The 13,649-nt window shown below is 64.1% G+C and carries 12 protein-coding genes; 9 read left to right on the forward strand and 3 right to left on the reverse strand.

Going from position 1 to position 13,649, the window contains the following annotated elements; all coding sequences use genetic code 11:
• Window positions 1-5 precede the first annotated feature (5 nt).
• The 5 genes from GWG65_RS35920 (at window position 6) to GWG65_RS35940 (ending at window position 4,328) form a co-directional block, all read left to right on the forward strand.
• Window positions 6-809 carry an enoyl-CoA hydratase gene (locus GWG65_RS35920; protein WP_275200216.1) on the forward strand — a complete coding sequence of 268 codons (804 nt, stop codon included), beginning with the start codon at window positions 6-8 and terminating at the stop codon, window positions 807-809.
• Between the two features lie 106 nt (window positions 810-915).
• Window positions 916-1,500 (forward strand): CoA-binding protein, encoded by a 585-nt coding sequence (locus GWG65_RS35925; protein ID WP_275200170.1) that lies wholly within the window; start codon window positions 916-918, stop codon window positions 1,498-1,500.
• Window positions 1,501-1,638: 138 nt separating this feature from the next.
• Window positions 1,639-2,919, forward strand: coding sequence for an O-acetylhomoserine aminocarboxypropyltransferase (locus GWG65_RS35930; RefSeq protein WP_275200171.1), 1,281 nt, complete (start codon window positions 1,639-1,641; stop codon window positions 2,917-2,919).
• A gap of 111 nt (window positions 2,920-3,030) precedes the next feature.
• Window positions 3,031-3,372: a hypothetical protein gene (locus GWG65_RS35935; RefSeq protein ID WP_275200172.1), complete on the forward strand. Its 342-nt coding sequence runs from the start codon at window positions 3,031-3,033 to the stop codon at window positions 3,370-3,372.
• Window positions 3,373-3,473: 101 nt separating this feature from the next.
• Window positions 3,474-4,328 carry a DUF3800 domain-containing protein gene (locus GWG65_RS35940; RefSeq protein ID WP_275200173.1) on the forward strand — a complete coding sequence of 285 codons (855 nt, stop codon included), beginning with the start codon at window positions 3,474-3,476 and terminating at the stop codon, window positions 4,326-4,328.
• Window positions 4,329-4,352: 24 nt separating this feature from the next.
• Here GWG65_RS35940 and GWG65_RS35945 read toward each other — a convergent pair whose 3' ends face one another.
• The gene (locus tag GWG65_RS35945; RefSeq protein WP_275200174.1) at window positions 4,353-5,435 is read right to left on the reverse strand and encodes a COX15/CtaA family protein; all 1,083 of its coding nucleotides are present in this window, start codon (window positions 5,433-5,435) and stop codon (window positions 4,353-4,355) included.
• A 124-nt stretch (window positions 5,436-5,559) separates the two neighbouring features.
• On the opposite strand from GWG65_RS35945, the gene GWG65_RS35950 reads away from it, so the two are divergent.
• Window positions 5,560-5,781, forward strand: coding sequence for a DUF2842 domain-containing protein (locus GWG65_RS35950; protein WP_027529931.1), 222 nt, complete (start codon window positions 5,560-5,562; stop codon window positions 5,779-5,781).
• Here the strand turns inward: GWG65_RS35950 and GWG65_RS35955 are convergent.
• Window positions 5,771-6,814 carry a polysaccharide deacetylase family protein gene (locus tag GWG65_RS35955; protein ID WP_275200175.1) on the reverse strand — a complete coding sequence of 348 codons (1,044 nt, stop codon included), beginning with the start codon at window positions 6,812-6,814 and terminating at the stop codon, window positions 5,771-5,773. The two genes, GWG65_RS35950 and GWG65_RS35955, sit on opposite strands and share 11 nt — an antisense overlap.
• 131 nt (window positions 6,815-6,945) lie before the next feature.
• On the opposite strand from GWG65_RS35955, the gene GWG65_RS35960 reads away from it, so the two are divergent.
• Entirely contained in the window at window positions 6,946-8,127 is a 1,182-nt protein-coding gene (locus tag GWG65_RS35960; RefSeq protein ID WP_275200176.1) for a GNAT family N-acetyltransferase, read from the forward strand.
• Window positions 8,128-8,316: 189 nt separating this feature from the next.
• Here GWG65_RS35960 and GWG65_RS35965 read toward each other — a convergent pair whose 3' ends face one another.
• Complete coding sequence (locus GWG65_RS35965; RefSeq protein WP_275200177.1) at window positions 8,317-10,560, reverse strand: exopolysaccharide transport family protein; 2,244 nt, start codon at window positions 10,558-10,560, stop codon at window positions 8,317-8,319.
• Window positions 10,561-10,762: 202 nt separating this feature from the next.
• Here GWG65_RS35965 and GWG65_RS35970 point away from each other — a divergent pair, with 202 nt between their 5' ends.
• Complete coding sequence (locus GWG65_RS35970) at window positions 10,763-11,896, forward strand: glycosyltransferase family 4 protein (RefSeq protein WP_275200178.1); 1,134 nt, start codon at window positions 10,763-10,765, stop codon at window positions 11,894-11,896.
• A gap of 117 nt (window positions 11,897-12,013) precedes the next feature.
• Window positions 12,014-13,561 carry an undecaprenyl-phosphate glucose phosphotransferase gene (locus GWG65_RS35975; protein ID WP_275200179.1) on the forward strand — a complete coding sequence of 516 codons (1,548 nt, stop codon included), beginning with the start codon at window positions 12,014-12,016 and terminating at the stop codon, window positions 13,559-13,561.
• Window positions 13,562-13,649: the final 88 nt, after the last annotated feature.

The raw sequence follows: 13,649 nt of genomic DNA on the forward strand, positions 1-13,649 counted from the left end.
CCCGCATCCCCTCCCCGGAACCGCCGATCCTGCTGCGGGAGATCGTCGGCAGTGTCGCCGTGTTGACGCTGAACCGCCCCGCCGCGCGCAACAGCCTGTCGGAGACTATGATCGGCCAGCTGCATGCGAGCTTCAACGCGATTGCCGAGGACAAGCGCATCCGCGCCGCCGTCATCGCCGCCAACGGCCCGGCCTTTTCCGCCGGCCACGACATGAAGGAATTGACCGCGCGCCGCAGCGATCCCGATGGCGGCCGCGCCTATTTCGCCAAACTCATGAATGCCTGCAGCGCGATGATGCAGGCGATCGTGCATCTGCCGAAGCCGGTGGTCGCTGCCGTCCAGGGCATCGCGACCGCAGCCGGCTGCCAGCTCGTGGCAAGCTGCGATCTTGCGATCGCCTCCGAAGCTGCCAGCTTCGCCACACCCGGCGTCAACATCGGCCTGTTCTGCTCGACGCCGATGGTGGCGCTGTCACGCAACGTGCCGCGCAAGCAGGCCATGGAGATGCTGCTGACCGGCGAGCCGATCCCGGCCGAGCGCGCCCGCGAGATCGGCCTCGTCAACCGGGTGGTCGCCGCGGGCACCGAACGCGATGCCGCGATTGCGCTTGCGGACAAGGTCGCGCTGAAATCGGCCTATACCGTCAAGCTCGGCAAGGAGGCGTTCTACCGCCAGGCCGAAATGAGCCTTGCCGAGGCCTATCGCTATGCGGCAGAGGTGATGACCGAGAACATGATGGCGCGCGACGCCGAGGAAGGCATCAAGGCCTTCATCGAGAAGCGCACGCCGACCTGGCGAGACGAGTAATTTCGTCATTGCGAGCGAAGCGAAGCAATCCAGAAATCCCTCCGCGAAAACAGACGGGATTGTTTCGTCGCTTCGCTCCTCGCAATGACAGCAAGAAGATGAACCAATGAACCACGACGCTTATCCCGACAATTACATCCGCGGCATCCTCAACAGCGTGAAGTCGATCGCGATGGTCGGCGCCTCGCCGGTGAATGTGCGGCCGAGCTATTTTGCGTTCAAATATCTGGCGCAGCGCGGCTACGATATGATCCCGGTCAATCCCGGACATGTCGGCAAGGATCTGCTCGGCCAACCCTTCGTCGCCTCGCTTGCCGACATCGGCCGTCCCATCGACATGATCGACATCTTCCGCAACTCCAGCCACATCATGCCCGTGGTCGAGGAGGCGCTGACGCTCGACCCGCTGCCGAAGGTGATCTGGATGCAGTTAGGGGCGCGCGACGATGCGGCGGCGGAAAAGGCCGAGGCTGTTGGCATCAAGGTCGTGATGAACCGCTGCCCCAAGATCGAGTACGGCCGGTTGTCGTCGGAAATCTCCTGGATGGGCGTCAATTCGCGCACGCTGAGCTCCAAGCGTGCGCCCGCGCCGACGCAAGGCATGCGCTTATCCCTCAATCGGATGAGTGTCGGCGGCGGCGACACCGCGGCATCGGATCGCGCCGCCAAAAACAAGAGCGAGCAAAGCTGACGCAATTGCGAGCGATTCATTTCTCGAACGCGGCCAGGCCTAGCACGATCGCTCTGATGTGAACCGGCGCCTTGACGGCAGGCGCTGTGACGACCAGCATGCCGCGCCATTTCAGACCACAAGTACAGGACGCCCTCAATGAGCGATCGCCTTCCGGGATTTTCGACCCTCGCCGTGCATGCCGGCGCACAGCCCGATCCCACCACCGGTGCGCGCGCGACGCCGATTTATCAAACGACGTCTTTCGTCTTCAACGACGCCGACCACGCCGCCTCGCTGTTCGGCTTGCAGGCGTTCGGCAATATCTATACGCGCATCGGCAATCCCACCAACGCCGTGCTGGAAGAGCGCGTCGCCGCGCTTGAAGGCGGCACCGCCGCGCTCGCAGTCGCCTCGGGCCATGCTGCGCAGGTCGTGGTGTTGCAGCAATTGCTCCAGCCCGGCGACGAGTTCATCGCCGCGCGAAAACTCTATGGCGGCTCGATCAACCAGTTCACGCACGCCTTCAAGAGCTTTGGCTGGAACGTGGTGTGGGCCGATACCGACGACATCGCGAGCTTCGAGCGCGCGGTAACCCCGCGCACCAAAACGATCTTCATTGAATCCATCGCCAATCCCGGCGGCAGCATCACCGATATCGAGGCGATCTCGACCGTGGCGCGCAAGGCGGGCGTTCCGCTGATCGTCGACAACACGCTGGCCTCGCCCTATCTGATCCGCCCGATCGACCACGGCGCCGACATCGTCGTGCACTCGCTGACGAAGTTCTTGGGCGGCCATGGCAATTCGATCGGCGGCATCATCGTCGATGCCGGCACGTTCGACTGGTCCACGGGCGGCAAATATCCGATGCTCTCGGAGCCGCGGCCGGAATATCACGGCATCAGACTGCAAGAGACCTTCGGCAATTTCGCCTTCGCGATCGCCTGCCGCGTGCTCGGCCTGCGCGACCTTGGGCCCGCCTTGTCGCCGTTCAACGCCTTCATGATTCTGACCGGCATCGAGACGCTGCCGCTGCGCATGCAGAAGCACTGCGACAACGCAAAGGCGGTCGCCGAATTCCTCGCCGGCCATCCGGCCGTGGCCTCGGTCAGCTATGCCGGCCTTGCCAGCGACAAGTACAACCAGCTGGCGCGCAAATACGCGCCGAAGGGCGCGGGCGCCGTGTTCACCTTCAGCCTGAAGGGCGGCTACGACGCCGGCGTCAGCCTGGTCGAGAAATTGCAGCTGTTTTCGCACCTTGCGAATGTCGGCGACACCCGCTCGCTCGTCATCCATCCGGCCTCGACCACGCACAGCCAGCTCGACGACGCCGCCAAGGTCAGGTCCGGCGCCGGTCCCGACGTGGTGCGGCTCTCGATCGGCATCGAGGACAAGGAAGACCTGATTGCGGATCTGGAACAGGCGCTGGGCGCTTAGCTCTCTTATTCCGGGGCGGTGCGCCCCGGAATGACAGCCCCGGTTAACAGTCATTAACCATACATGCCGCATACATCGTCTTTGGATCGCCCTGTTGATTCGGAGCCGACGATGCTGCGCTGGATGATGCCTGCCCTTGCCGCGACGCTGACCATCTCGGCCGCCGTCGCCGCCGATCTTCCTGCCACGCCAAAGCGGCGGGCAACGGCGCCGCCGGAACCTCCGAAGGTCTATGTCGAAACGGACCCGGATGCGCTGATCTCGCCGGCCTACGGCATCGGCAGCTACATCCGCAATCTGCCGGGCACGCCACTTCTGCCCGGCTCGCACACGCTGCCGGGCTACTACGGCCGTCCCTGGGACTACGACTATCAGGGCTCGTATTACGGCGGGAAGCAGGTCGATTATTTCTGGCGGCTGCCCTACTCCTGCGGCATCTACGGCTATTGCTAAGGCGAATACTGTGCTCGCGGGTACCCAGCGGAGCGGAACTATGCTCTCTTGTGAGTCGGGCCAGAAAGCGATCTTTGGGGCCGTTAAAGGGCTGGAGACCGGTGCGCTACATCTACCTGGATGAGGCGGGAACGTCTGCCAAAGAACCTGTTTCTGTTGTCGTCGGCGTGATCATCCACGCTGACCATCAATACGTCGTAGCGGAAGACCGTTTGCGGGAAGTCTTCCAATCGGTTCCGGAGCAGTTCCGGGAAGGATTCATATTCCACGCGAAGTCAATCTGGAGCGATCGGGCTTATAGGAACGTCTGGTCCTTTGAGGATCGGCTTAACTTCCTCAAGGAAGTGATGGCAATTCCCCGCAAAATTGGAATCCCGATCGCGCTCGGGATCGTTCGGCGAGATTCCTCAGTGCCTGCGGGGGTGCAATCGAAAGAGAAATTCCAGCATGTTATGGCATTCTTTTACTGCATCGGTCGAGCGGACAAGTACATCCGCGATCATGCACACCGATCCGAGGTCGCCACGGTTGTCGCTGAAGATGTTGACGGCGTGAAAGAGCACCTCAGAGCGATGGTCAAATTGCTGAAAGACCCCGAATTCTCAGCGTCAATGACCCTGTCTCAGGACCAAGTTCATCTCACCGCCGAGGAAAGATGGCGCGGCGTTTACTTGCAAGAGCACGTCAACAAAGTAGAACGCATCAGGGATACGGTCCATTTTGTATCGAAGCAAGATGGCCCATTGCTCCAACTTGCCGATGCCTGCGCGTTCGCTTTTAGGAGATATTTCTCAGAACAGAAGCATGGTGATGAGTTCGTTCGCGCAGTTCTTGGTACCGATCTAATAAAAGAGGATTGGACAGGGCCGGCGTCCGGAGGATTATTCTTCGGTCACCTACGACGCTACGAGCCTAAGTGTCGGTTTTTGCCGGTCTGGCGGGTACAAGTGGCCTAAACACCTTCACGAATGCTTCGGCGATCAGCCGGCCTGACCGACCGGAACCGCCCGCGGCCGCGCCTGGGCAGACTGCCGCGAGGCCAGCCGTTCCGCCTGCATTACCGCCAGCGTCAGCACCACGATCGCGACCGCCTGGTGCGCGAGCGCGAAATCAAGCGGCACTTGGTTGAGCAAGGTGAGGATGCCGAGCACCGCTTGCAGGCTCACCGCCGCGAACAGCCAGAGCGCGCCGCTTGCCGCCGCCCCCGCGCGCGACCGCACCGCATCGAACGCGTGAAGCGCCGCCAGCACGAACAGCGCATAGGCTGTCATGCGGTGCTCGAACTGCACAGTCAGCACATTGTCGAACATGTTGCGCCACCATGGCGTCTCGAACCACAGCCGATCCGCCGACGGAATGAACGCACCATCGATCGTCGGCCAGGTGTTGTAGGCACGCCCGGCTCGCAAGCCGGCGACCAGCGCGCCGAAATAGATCTGCAGGAGGGTCAGCCCGAGCAGCAGCCCACTCGTCAGCCGCAGCCGCGCAGGCGCGGCGATCGGAGGCCGCTCGGACAGCCGCCGTACCGTCCAGACGATGCCGGCGAAGATCAGAAGCGCGAGCACGAGATGCGTCGCCAGCCGATACTGCGATACCTCGACACGCTCCGTGAGGCCCGAGGCCACCATCCACCAGCCGACCGCGCCCTGCAGAGCGCCAAGCGCGAACAACAGCCACAACCTGCGCTTCAATTCACGGGGCAGTCCGCCCCGCCACAGGAAGAAAAGAAACGGCAGCAGATATGCGACGCCGATGAAGCGGCCGAGCAGTCGGTGGCTCCATTCCCACCAGAAAATCTCCTTGAACTCGGACAGGCTCATGCCGGCATTGAGCTCGCGATATTGCGGGATCTTCTTGTAGGCCTCGAACGCCTCGGTCCACTGTGTCTCCGAGAGCGGTGGAACGCTGCCCGTCATGGGTTTCCATTCGACGATCGAGAGTCCGGATTCCGTCAGCCGGGTCGCGCCGCCGACCAGCACCATCAGCGCGATCAGTGCGGCCACGGAAATCAACCACCAGCGCATGGCGCGATGCGGCTCGGACGGGGCGGAAATCGTCGTCATTTCGGAGGCGAAGCCAGAACTTCTATCTGAGAAACTTAAACCAATGAGGCTTGAACCGGACTGCGTGCCCCTTATAGTCCCCCGCTCCCGCAGCGCAAGTTACGCGAAAGCCGCAAGCACCGCCATGACGATCCGCACCCGCAAGTTCCTCGGCGCCATCCTGCTCCTGGTGCTCGCCACTGTCTGGGCCCTGCTGGGCATGGCGCTCGCGCAGATGCCGTGGATCGCCGAGTCCGGCTGGCGGCAGGCGATCTATTACGTGGTCGTCGGCATGGGGTGGGTGCTGCCGGCGATGCCGATCGTGAGCTGGATGCAGCGGCCCGACCGCGCGAAATCTAGTTCATAACTCCGCCCGTCGGCTTCACTGGCGCAAAGGCGATGCCCGAGACCAACACGCGCATCATGCGCAGCGAACGCCCCCGGCCGTCCCACGATATCCGCGGCAGCGCCCGCAAATTGGTCCGCCCCTCCGCATCGACGATGCCTGGTATCGTCGACACCGCGCTGACAAAGCCCGCCTCCTCTGCCATCAGGACGTGAGCGCGCCGAAACGAGGAGCGATCGCCGAACGGAAACGCCAGGTGCCGGATTTCGCGGTGAAAGGCCGCTTCCGCCACCGCCTTGCCCATTGTCATTTCGCGCAGCGCGGCGGCATCTTTCATGTTGGCGAGAACGGGATAGTTCACGGTCGCGCTGCCGATCGTGACGAGCGGATCGGCAGCTAACTTCGCCAGATCCTCCCAGTTCATCGACGCCTCGCGCGAGATGGAAGCAAGATCGATCCGGTAGCGCGTGCAGAGATCGTTGATCGCCGCAGATAGATCCGCCGGCGGCAGCGAGCGCAACCAGCTCTCCAGGAACGAAAACAGCGCCTGCTTCTCGGCATTGCCGGCGACGGTGAAGCGCTGCTCCCTGTCACCCATCATCAGGCTGATGCGGCTCGCGCGCGCAATCACCTGTTCGAGCCCGAGCCACCAGGCTTCGCCCACGCCGTCGGGAAAGGCGGTGGGAACGTAGAGCGTGAAGGGCACCCCGTGGTGCGCCAGCACCGGGTACGCAAAGCTGATCAGGTCCTTGCCAGCGCCGTCGAAGGTGAGCGCCACGAAGCGCCGCTTCTCCGGCAGCGTCACCGCGCGCCGGCAGACCTCGTCCATGCCGAGGAAATCGTACTTCCACCGCCTCAACGCGCGAAGGGCGCGGCCGAGGAATTGGGGCGTGATCTCGTTCTCGCGCAGCGGCTGGAACGAGCCGCTCCGCCGCGGCCGCACGGCCCCGAAGCGCAGGATCGCGCCGGCGCCGCGACTGCGCAACAATGGCTGGCCGGTGAACCAGGCCAGTTCGAGCCGCAGCCGCTCCAGCCATCTGTCGTCCGATGCCAATATCCCCACCTTTGCGTTAGCCCGGCGGTCCGTCCCTGTCTTCTTGTCCTTACCCTTTGTTGACACTTGTTTGCAAAGGTCGGCCACAGGCCGAAATAGCTAAATTTTTGCTTTCTCGACAGGTTTCGCGAATGACCATGGCTGCGGCGATGCAAAGCCGGACGGCAGAAGCGCCAGCGCGGTCGAAAGCGAGCTGCATCGCGCAGGTCGACATCGTCAGCGATCCCGGCGAGGCCGAGGCGGTCTGGCGGGCGCTCGAAGAGCCCGGCCACCTCTCCACGCCCTATCAGCGCTTCGACCTGTTGAGTCCATGGCTGCGGCTGGTCGGTCACCACGAAGGCGCCCGCCCCTTCATCGTCATTGCCCGCGATGCCGAGCACAGGCCGCTCGCGCTGCTGCCGCTCGTGCTGCGCCAGAGCCACGGCGTGCGCACGGCTTGCTTCATGGGCGGCAAGCATACGACCTTCAACATGGGACTGTGGAATGCCGAGTTTGCCGCGCACGCCGCTGCGTCGGATCTCGACGCGCTCTTCGCGCCGTTGCGCGAGCACGCCGACGTGCTGGCGCTGACGCAGCAGCCGCTGCGCTGGCACGACCAGCAGAACCCCTTTGCGCTTCTGCCGCAGCAGAGCTCGATCAATGGCTGCCCGCTGCTGGTGATGGAGCCCGGCGGTCCGCCCGCTTCGCGGATCAGCCATTCGTTCCGGCGCCGGCTGAAGAGCAAGGAAAAGAAGCTCCAGTCGCTCGCCGGTTATCGCTATCACCTCGCCGCCACCGACGCGGACGTCACCCGCCTGCTCGACTGGTTTTTCCGCGTCAAGCCGGCGCGGATGGCGGAACAGAAACTGCCGAACGTGTTCGCAGAGCCGGGTGTCGAGCAGTTCGTCCGCGGCGCCTGCCTATCGCCGCGCGGCGACGGCCGCATCATCGACATCCATGCGCTCGAATGCGACGACGAGGTGATCGCGATCTTCGCCGGCGTTGCCGACGGCCAGCGCTTCTCGATGATGTTCAACACCTACACGATGTCGGAGCACGCGCGCTACAGCCCCGGCCTGATCCTGATGCGCTACATCATCGACCGCTACGCCGAGCGCGGCTACGACTCGCTCGACCTCGGCATCGGCTCGGATGAATACAAGCGGATGTTCTGCAAGGACGATGAAGACATCTTCGACAGTTTCGTCCCGTTGACCGCACGCGGAAAACTGGCTGCGATGGCGATGTCATCGTTGAGCCATGGCAAGCGCCTGGTGAAGCAGAACCAGATGCTGTTCGAGCTCGCGCAGAGGCTGCGGCGAACGTTCGGGTAGAAGTTCCCGCCTATCCACTAGCAAGCTGCCTTCCCTTCTCCCCTTGTGGGAGAAGGTGGCGCGAAGCGCCGGATGAGGGGTATTTATCCGCGAGCGCTATTAGAGAGATGGACTCGCGGAGGGAGACCCCTCACCCGTCCCGCCGCTATCGCAGCGAGCCACCCTCTCCCACAAGGGGAGAGGGAAAAGCTACGCCGCTACGACGCGCGGCGCTTCCACCGCATCCGACGGCTGCACGGGCCTGCTCAGCATCGTCACTTCGCTGAAGCCGACCGCCCTGAGCTGCTCGCACGTCAGCGCCCGCGCTTCGGCGGTCATGGACGCATCGGGCACCACGACGGCGCGGGCATTCGCCGTCAGTAGCTCCGCCGGAAGGTCCGAGGCGCCGCCGGCGTCGATCAGCACGTAATCATAGGCGCGCAGCAGGGCATCGATCGCGAGCGTCACCCGCGGCGATTGAAGCAGGCTGCGATCGAAGCCGGAACGGCCGGCCATGACCAGATGCAGCCGCGAGAGCTTGTCCCTTGTGATGACTTGCGCGAACGACGCCTCGCCCTGCATCAGCTCGGCAAGACCGGGCGCCGAGGCATCGACGGACACCGCGGCGATCGTCGGCGAGGATGCGGCGAGATCGACCACGACGACACGGGCGTCGCGCGCCAAATGGCGGGCGAGCGTCAGCGCCGACAGCGTGATGGCATCGCCCGACGCGGTGCCGAGCACCGTGACCTTCTTCGCCGCCGCACCCGCGGCGCGTAAGCTATCGGCCAGTTGCCCGATCTCGGCGAATTCACTGACTCCAGCATCGACCTCGACATCGACATCGGCTGTCATCCCCGGTTGGATCGGCGCCGACTCCATGACCACCTCGTGGGCGGCCGGCTCACGTCGAACCGGCGCCTGGACCGGCATGTTCGCAGGGACGGCTCGTGGCGCTGTCTGGCGCAGGAGCTCGCCGGTGACGACGACACCGGATGAGAGCAGCAGCGTCGCCAGTGTCGCGATCAGCACGATCGGCAGCTTCTTCGGATAGGCCGGCGTGTTCGAGACGACGGCGCGCGAGATGATGCGACCCTCCGCTGGCGCTGTATCGATGCTCTCGCGGGTGCTGGCCTCGCGATACTTGGCGAGATAAGTCTCGAGCAGGTCGCGCTGCGCCTTGGCCTCGCGATCCAGCGCACGGAGCTGGACGTCCTGGCCGTTGGTCGAAGTCGCCTGCTTCTTCAGTTGCTCGAGGCTCGCGGTCAGGCCGTCGACCCGGCCGCTGGCGATGCGGGCGTCGTTTTCAAGCGACCGCGAGATCTTGGCCGCTTCGTCGCGAATCTGATTGTCGAGATCGCCGAGCTGCGCCTTCAGCTCCTTGATGCGCGGGTGATTGCCGAGCAGCGTGGATGATTGTTCGGCGAGCTGCGCACGCAGCGTCACCCGCTGCTCCAATAGCCGCCGCATCAGTTCGGAGTTCACCACCTCGGAGGCTTCGATCGGCTTGCCGCTCTGGAGCATCTCGCGGATCAGCCGCGCCTTGGATTCGGCGTCCGCCTTCATCGCGCGCGCATTGTTGAGCTGGGTATTGACCTCGCCCATCTGCTGGTTCGACAGCGTGGTGTTGTTGGTGCCGACGAACAGGCTCGACTTGGAGCGGAAATCCTCCGCCTTCGTCTCGGCGTCGGAGACCTTCTTGCGCAGGTTTTCGATCTCGCCCGCAAGCCACTGGCTCGCGTTGCGCGCCTGGTCCTGGCGCGCATTCTGCTGGAGCACGAGATAGCCGTCGGCGATCGAATTGGCGACGCGCACGGCAAGCTCGGGATCGGCCGACTGGAATTCGACGACGATCACGCGCGACTTGTCGACGGCGTAGGCCTGGAGGCGGTCGTAATAGGCGTCCAGCACGCGCTCTTCCGGCGTCATCGAGAACGGGTCGCGGCCGATGCCGACGAGGGCCGCAAGCGACTTCAGCGGTGAAATTCCCTGGAGCACCGGATCGAATTCGGGCCGCTCGGCAAGCTTGTTCTTCTTGATGATGTCGCGCGCGAGATCGCGCGACAGCACCAGTTGCACCTGGCTCGTCACGGCCTCGGGGTCGAGCGCCTGCCGCTCCTCAATGCTGCGGTCGCTGCTCGGCCGCAGGAACACGTTCTCGCGGCCGTCGATCAGAATCCGCGATTCGGACTTGTAGCGCGGCGTCACCAGGTTGACGACGGAGACCGAGGCGACGAGCGCCAGTACCGTCGGCACGATGATCCAGCCGCGCTTGCGGGCGAGCGCGCCCCCGAGCGCATGCAGATCGATGTCACCGGATTCGAGTGGCGCCGGCTTCACCGCGACGGGCGCGGGCTGTGCCTCGATCTTCGGCTTGGATTCGGCTTTGGCCTTGGAAACAGCCCGCTCGATCACCGCCTTGTCCTTGCCGGCACGCCAGAACGCTAAACGCATCGGAACACTCCCGCAGGGCAATGCCGCAACTCTACCTCGACCGGGCCGATTACACTCCATTAAGGTTGCTGCTGGGTTAATCGCACCCTGTCGCGTGTCGCGCTAGCGCCGACACACTGTTTGTTAACCACGAGGCCCCTTAATCCATCTCAATATTTCGAGAACTTTGTTCGGCATTCGCCGTCGAGCGCTGGTTTTGATCATGCCCCCCTCTCCCGACCAGCCGCTTCGCATCCTGCACGCCGTGCGCGCACCCGTAGGCGGCATCTTCCGGCACATCCTCGACGTCGCCGACGGGCAGGTCGACCGCGGCCATCATGTCGGCATTCTCGCCGACAGCCTCACCGGTGGCGAGCGCGCGGACAAGGCGCTGGCCGAGCTCGCACCGCGGCTGACGCTCGGCGTACACAGGATGGCGATCCGCCGCGATCCATCGCCGGATGATTTTCTGGTGTGGCTCCGGATGCGGCAGCTGATCGCCAGGCTTAAGCCCGACGTCCTCCATGGCCACGGCGCCAAGGCCGGCGCCTTTGTCCGCATGCGGCGGCGCTCCGACGACACCATCCGCATCTACACCCCGCATGGCGGCTCGCTGCACTATCCTCTCAATACCGTCAAGGGCGAGTTTTACGCGCGGCTCGAGCGGGCGCTGATGGGCTCGACGGACCTGTTCCTGTTCGAGAGCGCGTTTGCGCGCGACACCTATCAGCGCATCGTCGGCACGCCGAAGGGCGTGGTGCATTGCGTCTTCAACGGCGTCGCGCCCGAGGAATTCGAGCCGGTCGTCACCACCGAGGATGTCACCGACCTCGCCTATGTCGGCGAGTTCCGGCACATCAAGGGCGCCGACCTCCTGGTCGATGCAGTCGCGCGTCTGCACGCGAACGGCAGGAAGGTCACACTGACGCTTGGCGGCGACGGCGAAGAGACGGCGGCGTTGAAGGCGCAGGTCGAGAGGCTCGGCCTTGGCGGCGCCATCCGTTTCATCGGCCACGTCAAGGCCCGCTACGGCTTTTCCAAGGGCCGGCTTCTGGTCGTCCCCTCCCGCGGCGATTCCATGCCTTATGTGGTCATCGAGGCCGGAGCTGCCGGCATTCCCATGATTGCGGCCCGCGTCGGCGGTATCCCCGAGATTTTCGGCGCCGAAAGCCCTGCCCTGTTCGCCGCCAGCAACGCGGAAGCGATGGCCGAGGCGATTGCGGCTGCGCTCGAAAACCCGCAAGCGACCATCCAGCGTGCGGTGTCGCTGCGCCAGCGCATCTCGGCGCATTTCTCCCAGCAGGCGATGGTCGACGGCGTGCTCGCGGGCTACCGCGACGCATTTGCCAATCATTAACCATCCTTAAGACGCTTTAGAGAATCTTCCGATTTGTCCGTTATCCGGTGAGCCAGGGGATTCTCGCCCGGGGCGCAGAGGCTGCGCCGCCGGTTCTTGGAATGGACAGGGACGCCCGTGGAACCGCTCAACGCACGCTCGATGCTCGATGCCGCGACCAGCGCCGCGGCCAAGCCGGCTGACCAGCCCTTTGTCGAACGCCGCCGCCGCCTGACGCCGGCTGCGCTCGACGTCGTCAACCAGAAGGTCGCTCGCGCCTATTCGCCGATCGTGATCGCCGGCGCCGTGCGTGCGGTTGATTTTGTCGTGCTGAGCCTCGTCGGCACCGCGATCTATGTCGGCTATGTCATGCCGCTCACCGATTTTCGCTGGGACTATCTCGCGTCCATCTTCGCGGTGGCCATCGCCGCCGTGATTTGCTTCCAGGCCGCCGACATTTATCAGGTGCAGCTGTTCCGCGGGCAGCTTCGGCAGATGACGCGAATGATCTCGTCTTGGTCGTTCGTTTTCCTGCTGTTCATCGGCGCGTCTTTCTTCGCCAAGCTCGGGGGCGAGGTGTCGCGGCTGTGGCTTGCCGCGTTCTACTTCCTCGGGCTCGCCGCACTGCTTACCGAGCGTCTTGTGCTGCGTTCTCTGGTGCGCGCCTGGGCCCGTCAGGGCCGGCTCGACCGCCGCACCATCATCGTCGGCTCCGACCGCAGCGGCGAGCAACTCGTCGAGGCGCTGAAGGCGCAGGAGGATACCGACATCCACGTGCTCGGCGTGTTCGACGACCGCAACGACAGCCGCGCGCTCGACACCTGCGCCGGCGCGCGCAAGCTCGGCAAGGTCGACGACATCGTCGAGTTCGCCCGCCGCACCCGCGTCGACCTCGTGCTGTTCGCGCTGCCGATCTCGGCCGAGACGCGCATCCTGGAGATGCTGAAGAAGCTATGGGTGCTGCCGGTCGATATCCGCCTGTCCGCCCACACCAACAAGCTGCGCTTTCGTCCCCGCTCCTACTCCTATCTCGGCGAGGTGCCGACGCTCGACGTGTTCGAGGCGCCGATCACCGACTGGGACCTGGTGATGAAATGGCTGTTCGACCGCGTGGTCGGCAGTCTCGCCCTGATCGCCGCACTTCCGGTGATGGCACTGGTAGCGGTCGCGATCAAGCTCGACAGCTGCGGCCCGGTGCTGTTCCGCCAGAAGCGTTTTGGCTTCAACAACGAGCGCATCGATGTCTACAAGTTTCGCTCGATGTATCACGATCAGGCCGACCCGCTGGCTTCAAAGGTCGTGACCAAGAACGATCCGCGTGTTACCCGCGTCGGCCGCTTCATCCGTAAGGCCAGCCTCGACGAGTTGCCGCAGCTCTTCAACGTGATCTTCTCCGGCAATCTCTCCCTGGTCGGCCCGCGACCGCATGCGGTGCAGGGCAAGCTTCAAAGCCGCCTGTTCGACGAAGCCGTCGACGGCTATTTCGCCCGCCACCGCGTAAAGCCCGGCATCACCGGCTGGGCCCAGGTCAACGGCTGGCGCGGCGAGATCGACAACGAGGAGAAGATCCAGAAGCGCGTCGAGTTCGATCTCTATTACATCGAGAACTGGTCCGTGCTGTTCGACCTCTATATCCTCCTGAAGACGCCGATCTCGCTGCTGACCAAGAACGAGAACGCGTATTGAGATTTGTTGTGCCCGAGCCCTACTGTCATCGCCCGGCTTGACCGGGCGATCCAGTAATCGCCGGCAGCGGAAACTGCCACGGACAGCT

Origin of the sequence: Bradyrhizobium sp. CSA207 (assembly GCF_029051685.1) — a bacterium.
In the GTDB taxonomy this organism is placed as follows: Bacteria; Pseudomonadota; Alphaproteobacteria; order Rhizobiales; family Xanthobacteraceae; genus Bradyrhizobium.